The sequence below is a fragment of the Paraburkholderia sp. D15 genome (genome assembly GCF_029910215.1).
GTDB lineage: Bacteria > Pseudomonadota > Gammaproteobacteria > Burkholderiales > Burkholderiaceae > Paraburkholderia.
Map to the genome: position 1 here is coordinate 462,698 of NZ_CP110395.1, position 16,973 is coordinate 479,670.

18 protein-coding genes and 1 tRNA gene are annotated in these 16,973 nt (G+C 62.8%); 5 read left to right on the plus strand and 14 right to left on the minus strand.

Annotated elements, in window-relative coordinates; all coding sequences use genetic code 11:
• Positions 1–254: 254 nt before the first annotated feature.
• Complete coding sequence (gene ftsY, locus LFL96_RS02020) at positions 255–1,430, minus strand: signal recognition particle-docking protein FtsY (protein WP_280997483.1); 1,176 nt, start codon at positions 1,428–1,430, stop codon at positions 255–257.
• A 241-nt stretch (positions 1,431–1,671) separates the two neighbouring features.
• Between ftsY and rsmD the strand changes: the two genes are divergently transcribed.
• From rsmD to LFL96_RS02035, 3 genes are all read left to right on the plus strand, one after another.
• Positions 1,672–2,286 (plus strand): 16S rRNA (guanine(966)-N(2))-methyltransferase RsmD, encoded by a 615-nt coding sequence (rsmD, locus tag LFL96_RS02025; protein WP_280997485.1) that lies wholly within the window; start codon positions 1,672–1,674, stop codon positions 2,284–2,286.
• Between the two features lie 112 nt (positions 2,287–2,398).
• Positions 2,399–2,914 (plus strand): pantetheine-phosphate adenylyltransferase, encoded by a 516-nt coding sequence (gene coaD / locus LFL96_RS02030; protein WP_280997487.1) that lies wholly within the window; start codon positions 2,399–2,401, stop codon positions 2,912–2,914.
• Between the two features lie 63 nt (positions 2,915–2,977).
• Positions 2,978–3,235 carry a YfhL family 4Fe-4S dicluster ferredoxin gene (locus tag LFL96_RS02035; protein ID WP_280997489.1) on the plus strand — a complete coding sequence of 86 codons (258 nt, stop codon included), beginning with the start codon at positions 2,978–2,980 and terminating at the stop codon, positions 3,233–3,235.
• A gap of 119 nt (positions 3,236–3,354) precedes the next feature.
• Here LFL96_RS02035 and hisC read toward each other — a convergent pair whose 3' ends face one another.
• From hisC to LFL96_RS02075, 8 genes are all read right to left on the minus strand, one after another.
• Positions 3,355–4,434 (minus strand): histidinol-phosphate transaminase, encoded by a 1,080-nt coding sequence (gene hisC, locus LFL96_RS02040; protein WP_280997492.1) that lies wholly within the window; start codon positions 4,432–4,434, stop codon positions 3,355–3,357.
• Between the two features lie 97 nt (positions 4,435–4,531).
• The gene (pth, locus tag LFL96_RS02045) at positions 4,532–5,134 is read right to left on the minus strand and encodes an aminoacyl-tRNA hydrolase (RefSeq protein WP_280997494.1); all 603 of its coding nucleotides are present in this window, start codon (positions 5,132–5,134) and stop codon (positions 4,532–4,534) included.
• A gap of 153 nt (positions 5,135–5,287) precedes the next feature.
• Entirely contained in the window at positions 5,288–5,902 is a 615-nt protein-coding gene (locus LFL96_RS02050) for a 50S ribosomal protein L25/general stress protein Ctc (protein WP_280997496.1), read from the minus strand.
• A 164-nt stretch (positions 5,903–6,066) separates the two neighbouring features.
• Positions 6,067–7,023 (minus strand): ribose-phosphate pyrophosphokinase, encoded by a 957-nt coding sequence (locus LFL96_RS02055; RefSeq protein WP_028199080.1) that lies wholly within the window; start codon positions 7,021–7,023, stop codon positions 6,067–6,069.
• Positions 7,024–7,068: 45 nt separating this feature from the next.
• Positions 7,069–7,145 (minus strand) — tRNA-Gln (locus LFL96_RS02060).
• A gap of 52 nt (positions 7,146–7,197) precedes the next feature.
• Positions 7,198–8,079 (minus strand): 4-(cytidine 5'-diphospho)-2-C-methyl-D-erythritol kinase, encoded by an 882-nt coding sequence (gene ispE / locus LFL96_RS02065; RefSeq protein ID WP_280997500.1) that lies wholly within the window; start codon positions 8,077–8,079, stop codon positions 7,198–7,200.
• A gap of 94 nt (positions 8,080–8,173) precedes the next feature.
• A complete protein-coding gene (lolB, locus tag LFL96_RS02070) occupies positions 8,174–8,806 on the minus strand; it encodes a lipoprotein insertase outer membrane protein LolB (RefSeq protein WP_280997502.1) in 633 nt (210 codons plus the stop codon).
• Positions 8,806–10,647 (minus strand): tetratricopeptide repeat protein, encoded by a 1,842-nt coding sequence (locus tag LFL96_RS02075; RefSeq protein ID WP_280997504.1) that lies wholly within the window; start codon positions 10,645–10,647, stop codon positions 8,806–8,808. Before LFL96_RS02075 ends, lolB begins: the two co-directional genes overlap by 1 nt.
• Before the next feature lie 87 nt (positions 10,648–10,734).
• Here LFL96_RS02075 and mutM point away from each other — a divergent pair, with 87 nt between their 5' ends.
• Together mutM and mutY are read left to right on the plus strand one after the other, a co-directional pair.
• Positions 10,735–11,565: a bifunctional DNA-formamidopyrimidine glycosylase/DNA-(apurinic or apyrimidinic site) lyase gene (gene mutM, locus LFL96_RS02080; protein WP_280997506.1), complete on the plus strand. Its 831-nt coding sequence runs from the start codon at positions 10,735–10,737 to the stop codon at positions 11,563–11,565.
• A 75-nt stretch (positions 11,566–11,640) separates the two neighbouring features.
• Positions 11,641–12,768, plus strand: a complete 1,128-nt coding sequence (gene mutY, locus LFL96_RS02085) for an A/G-specific adenine glycosylase (RefSeq protein ID WP_280997508.1) — start codon at positions 11,641–11,643, stop codon at positions 12,766–12,768.
• Between the two features lie 109 nt (positions 12,769–12,877).
• Here the strand turns inward: mutY and LFL96_RS02090 are convergent, their stop codons facing one another.
• The 5 genes from LFL96_RS02090 to raiA all read right to left on the minus strand — a co-directional run bounded on the left by LFL96_RS02090 (position 12,878) and on the right by raiA (position 16,842).
• On the minus strand, positions 12,878–13,513 hold the full coding sequence (locus tag LFL96_RS02090; protein WP_280997511.1) for an LON peptidase substrate-binding domain-containing protein: 636 nt from the start codon (positions 13,511–13,513) through the stop codon (positions 12,878–12,880).
• Positions 13,514–13,552: 39 nt separating this feature from the next.
• Positions 13,553–14,446, minus strand: a complete 894-nt coding sequence (gene rapZ, locus LFL96_RS02095; RefSeq protein WP_280997513.1) for an RNase adapter RapZ — start codon at positions 14,444–14,446, stop codon at positions 13,553–13,555.
• A 117-nt stretch (positions 14,447–14,563) separates the two neighbouring features.
• The gene (gene hprK, locus LFL96_RS02100; RefSeq protein ID WP_064266564.1) at positions 14,564–15,532 is read right to left on the minus strand and encodes an HPr(Ser) kinase/phosphatase; all 969 of its coding nucleotides are present in this window, start codon (positions 15,530–15,532) and stop codon (positions 14,564–14,566) included.
• Positions 15,533–15,671: 139 nt separating this feature from the next.
• Positions 15,672–16,187 (minus strand): PTS sugar transporter subunit IIA, encoded by a 516-nt coding sequence (locus LFL96_RS02105; RefSeq protein ID WP_281000874.1) that lies wholly within the window; start codon positions 16,185–16,187, stop codon positions 15,672–15,674.
• A 298-nt stretch (positions 16,188–16,485) separates the two neighbouring features.
• Positions 16,486–16,842, minus strand: a complete 357-nt coding sequence (gene raiA / locus LFL96_RS02110) for a ribosome-associated translation inhibitor RaiA (protein ID WP_280997515.1) — start codon at positions 16,840–16,842, stop codon at positions 16,486–16,488.
• Positions 16,843–16,973: the final 131 nt, after the last annotated feature.

Here is a 16,973-nt window from a genome sequence, read left to right on the forward strand (position 1 = left end):
CTATGCTCAACGGATGGCACGAACAATCCGTGCGTTCGCCATTTCCGTGCACGAAATGCGTGCTAGCAGACAGATGTCGAGTGATTACGGGGAAGGTTTCACGCTGCTGACATATTGCTGTCGATGCCCGTTGAACGGGTGTGCGCGCTGAAGGTTTGCATGCGGCTGAAAAGCAAAGAGGGCACTCCGCGGAGCGCCCTCTTTGCTCGTTTCGTTTCGTCGAACGAGGCTGCGGTGTTGGCCGCAGCTTGGCGTCAACCGCCCAGCAACGCGTCCGCGAATTCTTCCGCGCTAAACGGCTGCAAGTCCTCGACCTTCTCGCCGACGCCGATGAAGTACACCGGAATCGGCCGCTGCCGCGCGATTGCGGCGAGAATGCCGCCCTTCGCCGTGCCGTCGAGCTTGGTGACGATCAGACCCGTGAGGCCGAGTGCATCGTCGAAAGCCTTGACCTGGGCGAGTGCGTTCTGGCCGGTGTTGGCGTCGATCACCAGCAGCACTTCGTGCGGCGCGCCGTCCTGTGCCTTGCCGATCACGCGCTTGACCTTGCGCAACTCTTCCATCAGATGCAGCTGGGTCGGCAGACGGCCGGCGGTGTCCGCCATCATCACGTCGATCTTGCGCGCGCGGGCGGCGCCGACCGCGTCGAAGATCACCGCCGCCGGGTCACCGCTTTCCTGCGACACCACTGTGACGTTGTTGCGCTGTCCCCAGATTGCCAGTTGCTCGCGCGCGGCGGCGCGGAACGTGTCGCCTGCGGCCAGCAGCACCGATTGATCGAAACTTTGCAGATGCTTGGCGAGCTTGCCTATGCTCGTCGTCTTTCCCGCGCCGTTCACGCCGGCGATCATCATGACGAGCGGCTGTGCGCGGCCAAGCATCAGCGATTTTTCGAGCGGCTTGAGCAGGTCGATCAACAATGTGCGCAGTGCGGTTTTCACCTGCTGCGGATCGGTAAGGCGCTCGGCGCGCACTTTTTCACGCAGCGATTCGAGCAGGAATTCGGTGGCGCCGACGCCCGCGTCCGACATCAGCAACGCGGTTTCGAGTTCTTCGTACAGATCCTCGTCGATCTTCGTGCCGACGAAGATGCCGGTCAGGCTCGAACTGGTTTTCGACAGACCGGTTTTCAGGCGCGTGAGCCACGAACGCTTGGCGCCGGCGTCCTGCGCCGGTGGCGGGACGATTTCGACGGTTTCGGCGCTGTCCGCGCTTTCGTCGATGTCTATCGCCGGCTCCTGCTGCTCGGGTTCGAACACGGGAGAGGGCGCCGGTGCGGAAGCGGGCGTGGCGCGAGCGGGCGATGCCACCGGCGCGACGGGCGCCTCGGCGGCAGCTTCTGGCGCCTCGTCTGCCGGCGCGGATTGCGACTCTTCTGGCGCGTTATCGGACTCTTTCGAACCCTTGAATCGTTTGAAAAAGCTGAACATGATCTGGCGTGGTGAGAGCGCGCGCCGATGCGCGCAGCCGGCACGGAACCGGCGGGAGCGGCAGACAGCGTTGCGATGCGGGATGCAAGGCGCTGGAAGCCGCACATTTTATCAGGCGCGCCGCCGCGCGTCGTATAGGCCGAACGGCCAGGCTGGACGCGGCGCGCCCCTGTGGTAACGTTGGCGCTCCGGTCCGCACGCATCGGCGTGGCGGGCGCCTTCATTACGCAATCGAAACTGCATGCCTCGTCCCACACCATCCCGCGCCCACGGCGCTTCGTCCAAAGGCGGCAAGCCGCACGCCATTCGTATCATCGGCGGCGACTGGAAACGCACGCCGTTGCCGGTGCTCGATCTCGATGGCCTGCGTCCCACGCCGGATCGCGTGCGCGAGACGCTGTTCAACTGGCTCGGTCAGACGCTGGACGGCCAGCGTTGCCTCGATCTGTTCGCCGGTAGCGGCGCGCTCGGTTTCGAGGCAGCGTCGCGCGGCGCCGCACGGGTCTTGATGGTGGAGCGCAATGCGCGAGCCGCCGCCCAGTTGCGCGCGAATCAGGAACGCCTCGCGGCCCGCTCGATCGAAATCGCCGAAGCCGACGGTTTGCGGCTGGCCGCCAGTCTCGCGCCCGCTTCGTTCGACGTGGTGTTTCTCGATCCGCCGTTCGACGGCGACCTGCTGGACAAAGCGCTCGCGCTGGCCGTTCCGCTGATCGCCGCCGACGGTTTTCTCTATGTGGAAGCCGGCGAGGCGCTCCAGATCGACGGTAATGCGCCACTCGACGGCTGGGAAATCGTGCGGCAAGGCAAGGCGGGCGCTGTCCACTTTCATTTGCTGCAGCGCGAAAATAAGGAATAATGCGCGTTCCAAAACAAGCGCCGGGCGGTTTGCCGTTACGTGCGCGGCCGGTGCCAAATGCGTCGCGTGGACGCTTTGACGTGCCCATTTGTCTGAAGAGAGGAGAAGTCTCATGGTAGTCGCCGTGTACCCGGGCACCTTCGATCCGCTGACGCGCGGTCACGAAGACCTCGTTCGGCGCGCGTCGAGCATTTTCGACACGCTGGTGGTGGGCGTTGCGGACAGCCGCAACAAGAAGCCGTTCTTCACGCTGGAGGAGCGTCTGGACATCGCGCACGAAGTGCTCGGCCACTATCCGAACGTTCAGGTGATGAGCTTCAAGGGGCTGCTGAAGGATTTCGTGCGGACCAATAACGCGCGCGTGATCGTGCGCGGCCTGCGTGCCGTGTCGGACTTCGAATACGAGTTCCAGATGGCGGGCATGAACCGCTACCTGCTGCCGGATGTCGAGACCATGTTCATGACGCCGTCCGATCAATATCAGTTCATTTCGGGCACGATCGTGCGTGAAATCGCGCAACTGGGCGGCGATGTCAGCAAATTCGTGTTTCCGTCGGTCGAGAAATGGCTGAAGGAGAAGGTCGCTGCGCTGGACAATGGCAGCAGCGCGTCGGCGGGACAACCGTAACCGGCGTAAACTGTCGGTTTGACGGATCAAAGCCGGTTGCGGCCGGCGTGAAGTGAGAGAAGCATGGCCTTGATGATTACCGACGAGTGCATCAATTGCGACGTGTGCGAGCCCGAGTGCCCGAACGACGCAATTTCGATGGGCCCGGAAATCTATGTGATCGACCCGAAGAAGTGCACCGAATGCGTCGGGCATTTCGACGAGCCGCAGTGCATTCAGGTGTGTCCGGTGGAGTGCATTCCGCGTGACCCGGAGCATCTGGAAAGCGCGGAAGGGTTGATGGCGAAGTACCACGCATTGCAGGCGGCGAAAGAGGCTTGAGTGCCTGAGTGAGGGTGCTTCAGTCTGCACGCAGTCGCAGGCGGAAATAAAAAACGGCGAGGCCTGCGGGTCTCGCCGTTTTACTTGAGGCGGCGTATTCCGTCGCCCGGTTCCGAACCTTATCCGATGTACGCGCTAAAAATATCCCGCAATGCGTCCAGCAGGATCTCGCACTCCGCGTCGGTGCCGACCGAGATCCGCAGATGCTGCGCAATTCGCGGCGCGTTGAAATGGCGCACGAATATGTTGCTTTCCCGGAGCCGCAAAACGAGCGTGGCGGCGTCATAGCCTTCATGGCGCGCGAACAGCAGATTCGCCGCCGACGGCACCACCTCGAAGCCCAGCGCGGTCAGACCCGCAGCCAGCCGCTCACGGCTCGCAACCACCTTGGCGCAGGTTTCACGGAACCACGCATCGTCTTCGTAGGCGGCGGTCGCCGCGGCTTGCGCGAGGCGGTCGAGCGGATAGGAGTTGAAGCTGTCCTTCACGCGGTTGAGCGCATCGATCAGCACCGGATGGCCGAACGCGAACCCCACGCGCATGCCGGCGAGCGAGCGCGACTTCGACACGGTTTGAATGACCAGCAGATTCGGATAGCGATCGATCAACGCGATCGCCGACTCCGCGCCGAAATCCACGTACGCCTCGTCGATCACCACGACCGAATCCGTGTTGCGTGCGACCAGCCGTTCGATCTCGGCGAGCGGCAGCGGCCGGCCGGTCGGCGCGTTCGGATTCGGAAACAGGATGCCGCCGTTCGGCGTTGCGTAATCGTCGACGTGAAGGGCGAAGCTGTCGTCGAGCGGAACCGTTTGGTACTCGACCTCGAACAGACGCGCGTAAGTCGGATAAAAGCTGTACGTGATGTCCGGGAACAGCAACGGCTTGTCGTGCTTGAGTAGCGCCTGGAACGTGAGCGCGAGCACTTCGTCCGAGCCGTTGCCGACAAAAATCTGTTCGGCGCGAATGCCGTGATACGCGGCCACCGTTTCGCGTAGCGTGCGTGCGGTGGGGGCCGGATAGCGTCGCAGCGATTCACCGTTCTCGCCGAGTTCGCGGCGGATCGCGTCGAGTACGCGCGGCGACGGCGGATACGGATTCTCGTTGGTATTGAGCTTCACCGGATGCGTGGCCGTGGGCTGCTCGCCCGGCACGTACGGCGTGAGTTGATGGACGATGTCACTCCAATAGCGGCTCAAGCGATTCTCCGGTCTCGGTCGATAACGATGCGGGGCGATGTTTGGCGATGCGGTGTCGTGTAGTCACTCGCCGCGGACAAAGCAGGGAAACGACAGGTCAGGGATTGCGGTGAAGCTGCATCATCGCCCGGTCCAGCTCGCCTTTCACAATCTGCGGCATGACCGCGAGCGCACGTTCGATCGACGCGTCGATCACTTCCTGCTCCTCGCGCCGCGGGGGTTTCAGCACGAAATTGGCGACGTCCGGTTTTGCGCCGGCACGCGCGCTTTCCGGAATCAGATCGCGCGGATGCCCGATACCGATCCGCAGCCGCCAATATTGTTGCGACGACAGATGCGCGCTGATGTCCTTCAAGCCGTTGTGTCCGCCGCTACCGCCGCCCAGTTTGAGTTTGACGCTGCCGGGCGGCAGGTCGAGCTCGTCGTGCGCGACCAGAATCTCGTCGGGCAGAATCTTGAAGAACTGCGCGAGCGCGACCACTGATTGCCCCGAGCGGTTCATATACGTCTGCGGTTCCAGCAAATGCACTTCCTCGCCATGCAGCCGCGCCTTCGCGTAGAAACCGTGGAAGCGCCGCTCGTCGCGCAGCGTCGTGCCTGCTTCGCGCGCCAATTGATCGATTAGCCAGAAGCCGGCGTTGTGGCGCGTCGCGGTGTATTCGGCGCCCGGATTGCCGAGCCCGACGATCAGCTTGATCATGATTGCGTAGGTCCGTCTGGCCCGGAGACTGAACGCCGCCGCGCCGAAAAAAACCGAAAAAAAACCCGCCGGGGCGAACCTCGGCGGGTCACGTCGACCGTTTCATGGAAACGGTTCGAGAGGATTACTTGCTCTTTGCCTGAGGCATTAACCTTAAGCTGCCGGCGTTTCGCCTTCAGCAGCAGCGGCGTCTTCAGCGATTGCGCCAGCCGGGATCGTTGCTGCTGCGACAACCGGGTTTTCCGCTTCGACGTGAGCGACCAGCGAAACACCTGCCGGCAGCTTGATGTCCTTAGCGTGAACCGATTGACCTGCTTCGATGTTCGCCAGATCGACTTCGATGAATTCCGGCAGTGCCGACGGCAGGCACTCGATTTCGAGTTCGTTGACGACGTGCGAGATCACCGCGCTCGACAGCTTGACTGCCGGGTTCGATTCCTGGTTCATGAAGTGCAGCGGCACCTTGGTGTGCAGCTTCTTCTTCGCGTCGACACGTTGGAAGTCCACGTGCAGCACGAGCTGACGGAACGGGTGGTATTGCACGTCGCGCAGCAGAACCTGTTGCGACTTGCCTGCCACTTCCAGATCGAGGATCGACGAGTGGAAAACTTCTTTCTTCAGCGCGTGCCACAGCGCGTTGTGGTCCAGTTCGACCAATTGCGTTTCAGCACCAGCGCCATATACGATGCCCGGGGTCTTGCCCGAGTTACGCAGGCGGCGGCTCGCACCCGTACCTTGCAAAGAACGCTCGAAAGCGACTACTTTCATGTTGAATCTCCATTGCACTGCCCGCGACCAGGCAGTAAAAACGGGGCCTCCAAGCCAAACCGGCTGAGGCCCCAGAGCGACGGCACGAACCTTCGTTCGTTCATGCCGATTGTGCAAAAGCGCAGCGTGCCGCATGAAGCGGGACGCTGCGCCTTCGCAAATACTTAACTTTCAGCGAACAGCGACATCACCGAATCGCCGCGGCGAATCCGCGAGAACGTTTCGGCAAGCAGACCGGCGCTGGACAACGAACGGATCTTTGCGCACGAGCGGGCTTCTTCGCCGAGCGGGATCGTGTCCGTGACAACGAGTTCGTCGAGCGCGGAGGCGGCGATACGTTCACCGGCGCCGCCCGACAGAACCGGGTGGGTTGCGTAGGCGAAAACCTGCTTCGCGCCGCGTTCCTTCAAAACCTGAGCTGCCTTGCAGAGCGTGCCGGCGGTGTCGACCATGTCGTCCATGATCACGCAGGTACGGCCTTCGACTTCACCGATGATGTTCATCACTTCGGCTACGTTCGCCTTCGGGCGGCGTTTGTCGATGATCGCGAGGTCGCAGTTCAACTGCTTAGCCAACGCACGGGCGCGGACCACGCCGCCGACGTCCGGCGACACGACCAGCAGGTTCTCGTAGTTCTGCTTGCGCAGATCGCCGAGCAGCACGGGCGTTGCGTAGATATTGTCGACCGGAATGTCGAAGAAACCTTGAATCTGGTCAGCGTGCAGATCCATCGTGATGATCCGCTCGACGCCGGCGATTTCCAGCATGTTCGCCACGATCTTCGCCGAGATGGCGACGCGCGCGGAACGCGGGCGACGATCTTGACGGGCATAACCGAAGTAGGGGATGGCTGCGGTGATCCGGCCGGCCGATGCACGCTTGAGCGCGTCGACCATGATCATCAGTTCCATCAGATTGTCGTTCGCCGGCGCGCAGGTGGACTGCAGGACGAAGACATCCTTGCCACGCACGTTTTCCTGAATCTCGACCTGGATTTCACCGTCCGAGAAACGGCTAACCATTGCTTTGCCGAGGGGAATACCGAGAATTTTGACGACTTCCTGTGCAAGCGCGGGATTTGCGTTGCCAGTAAAAACCATCAGGCCGTCATGGCTGCTCATCGTGCACCTACTTCAGGCTGGGGGCGAGGGAAATGCGAGAATTTTTGGCAGGGGAGAAAGGATTCGAACCTTTGCATGCCGGAATCAAAATCCGGTGCCTTAACCAGCTTGGCGACTCCCCTACACTAACTTTGAGCTCCGCCGAACGTGGAGTTTCGTTCGACGATGCAAAACTTATGACGCGAAAGTAAAGAGTGGATGCTCTTCGAGTCCGGCGGCCACTGCGCTGTTCCATTCGCTGGGCAGTTTGGCTTGTGCCGCTTCTGCTTCAACTCTACTACGGAACGCTGCAAAGACACTTGCACCTGAACCCGACATCCGCGCTGGCGCGACGTTTTCAAACCATCGCAACACTTGCGCTACTTCCGCGTACTTTCCTACGACAACCGGCTGCATGTCATTACGGCCAAAACTTTCCGGCCATTCAGTGTTGCAGCTAAGTTCTGCAGGAAAGTCCGTAATTATGAGGGGTTTCGAATCTCTTGTCAACGCTTTTTCGGAAAAAATCGCTGCAGTCGGAACCTGCACCCTCGGCGTCACTACCAGGAAATGACGCGGCGGCAATTGTACAACGTCTAATGCCTCTCCGACACCCTCTGCGAACGCATTTTTTCCGAAGACGAAAAACGGCACGTCGGCGCCGAGTTTGAGCGCCAGGTGCTGCAATTCGAGGCGCGGCACATTCAGCTTCCACAGGCGGTTCAACGCGAGCAGCGTGGTCGCCGCGTCGGAGCTGCCGCCGCCGAGACCGCCGCCCATCGGTAGACGCTTGTCGATCGCGATGTCGACGCCCTCGGACGAACCCGTGTGCGTTTTCAGCAGCGTGGCGGCGCGCACCGTGAGATCGTGCTCGGCCGGCACATTGGCGATGTCGGTGCTGCGGGTGATGAGCCCGTCGTCGCGGCGCTGGAAGTGCAGCGTGTCGCCCCAGTCGAGCAGTTGAAACACCGTCTGCAGCGTGTGATAGCCATCCGGCCGGCGGCCCGTGATGTGCAGGAAGAGGTTGAGTTTCGCGGGCGCGAGGCAGTCGCGCAGCGAGTCGGGCGTTTCAATCATGAGTGAGTCGAGGCTGCGTGCGCCGAAACGGCGCGGTAGAAGCGACAAGGCCGCGCGACGTCGATAGACGAGGCGCGGCCCGGGGTAAGAGACTTTACTGGTCCAGCACGAGCTTGATTTCGAGCGGCGGTTCCGAACGGCTCAGATTCAGACGTTTGACACCGGTGGCCGGCGCGTCGGCGTAAGCGACGTAGTCTATCGTCCAGCCGTCCTGGGTGATCTGCTTCAGGCGCGAGGGCTGATCCGGATCCTTCTCGGTCTTAGCGCGCGACGTCGGCGCCGGCGACGGCTGCAGCCAGTAGCGCAAACCCTCGACCGGCAACGCGAAGCCCAGCGCATTCTGCATCAGCGTGGAGACGTTATCCGCGGTGAGCGGCTGGCGGTTCGGCAATTCGAGCGTGGCCGAGGCCGGCGACGATGTCACCACCGCGAGCGTCTGCCCGAGCGGATTGCGCAATTGCAGCGTCACCGTGTCACCGGTTTCCTGCCAGGTGAAGTTGCCGTACGCGTTGCGTTGCTGACCGTTCTGGTCGTTGTACTGAATCGCGAAACGACCCTGATAGGACCGGCTGGTCTGCGCGGTCACCGATGTCGCGGCATTCGACGTGGACGGCCCCTGCGGCTTGACCGATGCGCAACCGGATAACGCGACCGCGGCGGCGGCCGCGAAGCCGAGCACCGCGCCGCGCGGCGCCCGGGGAAGGGAAAGCAGACGAAAAAGACGCATCAAAGATCGTTCACCTGAAGACGTTGGAGCGTTTTGACCAGCGTGTCGTTGTCCGGTTCGAGCTTGCGCGCGTCGCGGAACGCCGCGCGCGCCTGATCCTGCGCGCCGGTTTTCCACAACACCTCGCCGAGATGCGCGCCGATTTCGGCGTTCGGCTGGATATCGTAGGCTTTGCGCAGCAGCTTGATCGCGTCCGACGTATCGCCCATCCGGTATTTGACCCAGCCGACGCTGTCCATGATGAACGCGTCGTTAGGCGCCAAAGCGGATGCCTTCTCGACCAGCTTGTCCGCTTCCGCGAGACGCTGCCCGCGGTCGGCCAGCGAATAGCCGAGCGCGTTATAAGCCTGCGGATTGTCCGGCTGCGTCTGGATCAGCTTGCGCAACTGCGCTTCCATCAGATCGTAGTGACCGTTCTTCTCGGCCGCCATCGCGTAGTCGTACGTGAGGTCGGGGTCGTCGGGGAAGTTCGCGGTGGCTTGCTGCAGACGCGCTTCCGCCTCCGGATAGCGCTTCGCGTCGAACAGGATCGCCGCATCCGTGCGCGCGATCAGCGCCTGGTCGCGCGGATCGGGCGCCGGCAGGCCGGCGAGCAGCTTGCGCGCGTCGTCGGTCTTGCCCTGCTTGGCGAGCAACTGGGCGCGCGTGATCTGTGCCGGCACGTACTGCTGGCTTTGCGGCGAGATCTTGTTGAGCCAGTCGCCAGCGGCGGCGTCGTTCTTCTGTTCGAGCGACAGTTGCGCGAGATAGATATACGCCTGACCCGGATCGGCGCCCGGCGTTTTCTCGGCCTGCTGCGCGTACTGCGTCAGATACGACTGCGCGTCGTCGAAATGCTTCTGCTGGATCTTGATCAACGCGAGCGCCATGAGCGGCGTCAGGTCTTTCGCGTCGTTCTTGTGCATGATCTCGAACTGCTTCTGCGCGTCGTCCAGCCGGTCGCTCGCCAGGTACATCTGCGCGAGCGCGAGCCGCGCGTCATGCGACTTCGGATTTTGCTGCACGTATTTTTCGAGCGACGCAATGCCTTCCTTGCGCTCTTCCGGACCCATCTGCGACAGCATCAACGCGGCCGGCAGGTAGTCGGGCTTCAGCGCGAGCGCCTGTTCGAGCGACTTGCGCGCGCCCGGTGCGTCGTCCGCCTGAAGCTGCTGGCGCGCGATGGCCAGTTGCGCTTCCGGACGGTTCATGTCGTTCTTCAGCAGATCCTGCAGCACGTGCAGGCCACCGACGCGGTTCGGCCCGCGCGACAGCAGCAATTGCAGCGCCAGAATCGCGCTGCCGCGATTGTCGCCGGACACTTTCGCGAGTTCGCGGGCGAGGATCGGTTCCGCGTCGTCAGGCTTGCCGGACAACACGAGCAATGACGCGTCCAGTTGCGCGGCGCGCTCCGAAGCCGGTGCATACTGCTGCCACAACTGCGCGGCGGCGAGTGCGTCCGATGGGCTCTGCGCAGCCAGCGCGATTTCCGTGGCGCGCTGCGCCATGCGCGGATCGTGCGTATCGCGTGCGAGCGCGAGGTAAGTTTGATAGGCGGGCGCCGGCTGGTCGCGTTGCAACGCGACTTCGGCGGCGAGCACCTGGAATACGATCTGACTCGTCAGCGGCACGTTCGGCAGCGCCTTCTGGTCTTCCGCCGTGGCGGGCCCGAGCGGATCGGGCAGCGTGACCGAGGTGTCGTCCGAATCCGGCGAAGGGTCCTGCGCGTGCGCGGGCACGGCGGCCAGCGCCCAGACGGCGAGCGCGGCGGCACCCAGCATCCGGCGGGCGGACACGACCTGCGGCACGCGGGATGCGCTAGCCGGGCGCTTCGAAAACAGCTTCACGAAGGACAAGTTCATGGAAATCCGTTCAATGTTTCGGACGATTGTAACGCGCTCGCTACAATACGCGCACAACCACTCACGCAAGTTGCAGACCAGTTAGACATGCCAGAGTTGCCAGAAGTTGAGGTTACCCGACGGGGAATCGAACCGTATGTGGCCGGCCGCAAGGTTGAGCGCGTCGACGTACGCACGCCCGCCTTGCGCTGGCCGATTCCGGCCGAGCTTGCGAAAACCTTGCGCGGCCACGTGGTGCGTAAAGTCGAGCGGCGCGGCAAGTATCTGCTGTTCGAAATCGATGCGGGGTGGTTCATCGTGCATCTTGGCATGACCGGGACGCTGCGGGTGCTGCGCCACGTGCCGCATCCGCCGGCCGCGGCGAAACACGACCACATCGACTGGATTTTCGACGAATTCATTCTGCGCTACCGAGACCCACGGCGCTTCGGCGCGGTGCTCTGGCATGCGCGCGAAGCCGGCGATGTGCTGGAACATCCGCTGCTCGCCGGGCTTGGCGTCGAGCCGTTTTCGCCGGCGTTTTCCGGCGCGTTGATGCATCGTCTCACGCGTGGACGCAAGGTGTCGGTGAAACAGGCGCTGCTGGCAGGTGAAATCGTCGTGGGTGTCGGCAATATCTACGCGTCGGAGAGTCTGTTTCGCGCCGGCATCCGGCCCACCACCGCGGCGGGCCGCGTTTCGCTGGTGCGCTACGATCTGCTCGCCGACGCGGTGCGTGTCACGTTGGCCGCCGCGATCGAGAAGGGCGGCAGCACATTGCGCGATTTCGTCGGCAGTAACGGCGAGAGCGGGTATTTTCAGCTCGACTATTTTGTCTACGACCGCGCGGGCCTGCCGTGCCGCGTGTGTGGAACGCCGATCAAACAGATCGTGCAGGGGCAGCGCTCCACGTACTTCTGTCCCACCTGCCAGCGATAGCTAGTGGAAGCCAGCGAAAGCCAGCGCTAACCAGCGTCAATTTTTATCAGCGCTTTAAAAGCGTCTTCGTCCTTCATGCCTTCTCGACTTACTCCGCGCTCGGCGCCGTCTGCTCAATCCGGCGCCTCCGCATTTCCCGCCATGCCCGATTTTTCGACGCGGCTGATCGCGTGGCAGCGTCGGCATGGCCGGCACGATCTGCCGTGGCAAAACACGCGCGACCCGTATCGCATCTGGCTGTCGGAAATCATGCTTCAGCAGACGCAGGTGTCGACGGTGATTCCGTATTACGCGAAGTTTCTCGCGCGTTTCCCGGATGTCGCCGCGCTCGCCGCCGCGCCGGTCGATGACGTGATGGCGCTGTGGGCCGGTCTCGGCTACTACACGCGCGCGCGCAATCTGCATCGCTGCGCGCAGACGGTCGTCGAGCGGCATGGCGGCGCGTTTCCGAGGACGGTGGAGGAACTGGCGGATCTGCCGGGTATCGGCCGCTCGACGGCGGCGGCCATTGCGTCGTTCGCATTCGGCGCGCGCGCGACGATTCTCGACGGCAACGTGAAGCGCGTGCTGGCGCGGGTCTTCGGCGTCGAAGGTTTCACCGGCGAGAAGAAAGTCGAAAACGCGATGTGGACGTTGGCGGAATCGCTGCTGCCGGTGAATGCATCGGACGCCGAAGTCAGTGCGTACACGCAAGGCTTGATGGATCTCGGCGCGACCTTGTGCGTGCGCGGCAAACCGGATTGCCTGCGCTGCCCGTTCGCGATCGACTGCGTGGCGAACGTAACGGGACGTCAGCGCGAATTGCCGGCCGCACGCCCGAAGAAGACCGTGCCGACACGCCGCACCTGGATGCTGGTGCTGCGCGACGGCAACGCGGTGATGCTGGAGAAGCGGCCGCCGTCGGGCATCTGGGGCGGTCTGTGGAGTCTGCCCGAAGCCGCCGACGAAGCCGCGCTCGCCGAGCGTGCTCGCGCGTTCGGCAGCGCCGGCACGGTGTCGCCGCTGGCGCCGCTCACGCATGTATTCACGCATTTCAAGCTGGATATCGAGCCGCGGCTCGCGGAGCTGGGGCATGGCGTGGGCGTGCTCGCCGCGTTGGGCGACGCGGACACCGCGTGGGTGTCGCTGAGCGATCTGGATTCGTTCGGTGTGCCGGCGCCGGTGCGCAAACTGCTGGACAGTTTGCAGGGCTCGTTGCTCTGATCGATGCCGATGCGTCTTCAGGCGAAGCGTTCGGGACGATGCGCCTGAGCGGAGCCGCTTGAGACAGGCGTGTGAAAGACGCCGGCGCGAACCCACTCGCGCCGAGTTCTTACAGCAGTTGATGCTGCTGCATGTAGTGATGAACCACATCGATACGTGCGCCGGCGTCCTGCAACTCCATCAACTTCTGGCGCGCACGCAACGCGATCGGCAGCACTTCGGCGAGCCGGTTCGAGACCCACGACGGATCTTCGAGCCGGAACGGTTCCGCGAACGGCAAACTGTCGGGATCACGCTCGCGAATGGTCGCGATGATCCGTTCGAGCACCTCCGCGCAGGCGCCGAACTTGGCGAGCACCTCGTTGCCTTCGAGCGGGACATCGTCGCCGAGCGGTTCGGCCATGCCGACCAGCAAACCACTGGGTTCGACCCGATGCGACAGCAAGCGGAAACGCCGTGTGCCGCGCGCGCGAATCAGCAGCATGCCGAACGCTTCGACGTCGCACTCTTCGATCTCGGCCAGACAGCCGATCGCTTCGGGCACCGAAGGCTCTTCCTCGCGCGCGACCTCCGCGCCGCTCTTCAGGAGACACACGCCGAACGGCGTCTTCTCGCGCAGACAGTCGCGCGCCATGTCGAGATAGCGCGCCTCGAAGATCTTCAGCGGCAGGAGTCCGTCGGGAAACAGCACCGTATGCAGCGGAAACAGCGGCACATCGGCAAGCACAGTAGAAGTAGATGACATGGCGCAACGCTTCGAGTTGAGGCCGCGCGATGCGGCCGGTTAAGCCACTAACTTCGAAGATGCGCCGGCGTCGACCGGCGCATCGCGGTGCCGCACAATGACATTCGCCGAAGCGGCGAGACGCGCGGCAAGCGTCTCCGCAATGAACACCGAACGGTGCTGGCCACCCGTGCAACCAATCGCCACAGTCAGATAACTGCGGTTGTCGTCGCGAAAATGCGGCAGCCATTTGGCGAGAAATTTCTCGATGTCGTCGATCATCTCGTGCACGACCGGCAACGCATCGAGAAAATCCATCACCGGTTTATCGAGGCCGGTCAGCGGCCGCAATTCATGATCGTAGTACGGGTTCGGCAGCGTGCGCACGTCGAACACGAAATCGGCGTCGAGCGGCACGCCGCGTTTGAAGCCGAACGACTCGAACATCAGCACGAGCCCCGCCTCTTCCTGCTCGATGAAGCGCTTGACCCACGCGCGCAACACGTTCGCGCGCAGATTGCTGGTGTCGATCTGATGGCCGAACTCCGCGAGACCCGAGACGAATTCGCGTTCGCGTTCGATCGCTTCGGCCAGCGACGTGAGCAGGCCGACGTCTGCGTCGTGCGCGGTGGAGCCGGACAGCGGATGGCGGCGGCGCGTTTCGGAAAAGCGCTGGATCAGCGCCTGGGTGCTGGCGTTCAGGAACAGGACACGCACGTCGTGCGCGCGAGAGAGGTCGCGGATCATTGCTGGCATTTCGTCGAGCGAACCGCTCGAACGGGCGTCGATCGCGACCGCGAGGCGGTCGTGTCCATCTTCGGCGAGATAGGACGCGAGTTGCGGCAGAAAACGCGGCGGCAAATTGTCGACGCAGTAATAGCCCGCGTCTTCAAGCGCGTTCAATGCAACAGACTTGCCGGAGCCGGATATACCGGTGATCAGGATTATGCGCATGGAATCATCAAAACCGTACGGTTCATCATAGCATCTGGTCCCCGTGGACGTACCCGTAGCCTGCCGAAAGCGAAGGGTGCGTCACGGTGCCGCGGGGTGTCGCGCGGCGTCGCGGATTCAGATCAGCTTGCCGGGAAACTGGCTGTCGGGGTCCTGCATCGCGAGGCGCTGACGATCCATGAAATCGCGCAGCGTGTCGATGCCGCGCAGTTGCAGGATCGTGTTGCGCACGGCCGCTTCGACCAGCACCGCGAGGTTTCGGCCGGCCGCGACCTGAATCGTCACCTTGCTGATCGGCAGGCCGAGCACGTCGACGGTCTGGCTTTCGAGCGGCAGGCGCTGGAATTCGCCGTCCGGACGCCGGACCAGTTGCACGATCAGTTTCAGCTTCATCTTTCGACGCACCGCGGTTTCACCGAAGATCGTCTTGATGTCGAGCAGACCGAGGCCGCGCACTTCGAGCAGATTCTGCAGCAGCGGCGGGCAGCGCCCTTCGACGAAGTCCGGGCCGAGTCGCACGAAGTCGACGGCGTCGTCGGCAACTAGGCCGTGGCCGCGGCTGATCAGTTCCAGCCCGAGTTCGCTCTTGCCGAGGCCCGAGTCGCCGGTGAGCAGCACGCCCATCCCGAGGATGTCGAGAAACACGCCGTGCAAAGTGGCGCGCGGCGCGAGAATGCGCGACATGTAAAGCCGCAGGCTGTCGATCACCGCGGCGGCGGACATCGGCGTGGTGAAGAGCGGCGTGGACGAGCGGGTGCAGCGCAGCACCAGTTCCGGCGGCGCGGCGACGCCGCCCGCGACCACCAGGAATGGCGGTTCCAACGCGATCAGCTCGGCCATGTGGCGCGAGCGGTCTTCGTCGGTCTGACGCTTGTAGTAGTCGATTTCGGCTTCGCCGAGCACCTGGATCCGGTTCGGGTGGATCAGGTTCAAGTGGCCGACGAGGTCGGCGCTCGACGTGGCATTCGCGACCGATTCCGAGGAAAAGCCGCGTTCCCAGCCTTCATGCCCCGTCAGCCAGCTCAGCTTCAGCATGGCGGCGTTGTCGTCGAAAATACTCTGGGCGTTGATGCTGGACGTATCCATGAGTCAGTGACTCCAGTGTGGACCGCTGACCGGGCAAACAGGCGGCCGCAACGCGGACCGCCCGGCTTGCCTGACCGTACCCGCGCGCGGATCAGCACCGCGCAGGCGGATAAGCGGCGTGCGGATAACCGCCGCTACATCAAGGTTGCCACTGAGTGAGCAGGCGATGCAATGATTCGCGGTCTTCTTCCGTGTGCAGACGCTCGCGAGCCTCGCGATCGGACAGCAACTGGGCGATTTCCGAAAGAATTTCGAGGTGCTGCTGGGTGGCCTGCTCGGGCACGAGCAGGAAGATCAGCAGCGAGACCGGCTGGCCGTCGGGCGATTCGAAAGGGATGGGTTCGGCAAGACGGACGAACGCGGCGAGCGGCTGCTTCAAGCCTTTGATCCGGCCGTGCGGGATGGCGACGCCTTCACCGAGCCCCGTCGATCCGAGGCGCTCGCGCGCAAACAGATTGTCAGTGACCGTGCTACGGGCGATGCCGTTCTGGTTCTCGAAGATCAGGCCCGCTTGCTCGAACACACGTTTCTTGCTGGTGACCGATAGTCCGACGACGACGTTCTCGAGGGGAAGAAATTTGGCTAAACGATTCATGTTGACAGGCGAAAACGTGGCCTGGATTCTCCTCGCTGAGGCGTTTGAGTGGCGTTCCATTCGTTTGATACTCACGGCGAGACGCGGTAAAGCGCTGAAGTCCGAAAGCGCAGGACTCCGGCCGACCGACTTCCGTGCGAGCTAGCTCGACCCCGATGGTAACCGGAACATTATAGAACAGGGTAGCAACAGATGGTGCGGCGCGCCATCCATGCACGATGGGTTTTTGATCGATCGTTCGATCGCGCGTTTTGCGCGCGGACCGCGTGCTGTCAAACCGCGGCGCCCAACAAAAAACCGCCCGGTGGCGGGCGGTTTTGCTGGGGCAGGAAATATGAAGCGATGCTTCTAATTTTCCTTATTGCGGCGGCACGTCGAGTTGCGGCGCCGGGTGGTACTTGATCGCCTCATGCGCATGGCCTTGCAGACGATCCTTATGGCGGATCACTTGCCGGTCGAGCTTGTCGATCATCAGATCGATCGCAGCGTAGAGGTCGCTGTCACAGCTCTCGACGAAAATGTCCTTGCCCTTCAGATGCAGGTTGATTTCAACCTTTTGACGCTTTTCCTTTTCCTTATGGTTGTCGACCGAGAGGACCACACTGCCGTCGATGACCTGATCGAAATGTCTTAGCACCCTATCCAGTTTGGTGATCACGTATTCGCGCAACGCAGGCGTTACTTCGAGGTGGTGTCCACTGATCTGCAGATTCATAGTGCTTCTCCAAGCTAATGGCCGCTTGGTCCGCACGATGACGTAGGTCCGGTCGATCTGTGGCTTGCCTGAGTCGTCCCCCGGTGACTGACTTCTGGCAGGTCGCGTCGGCCGGCTTGCCCGCCAACTGC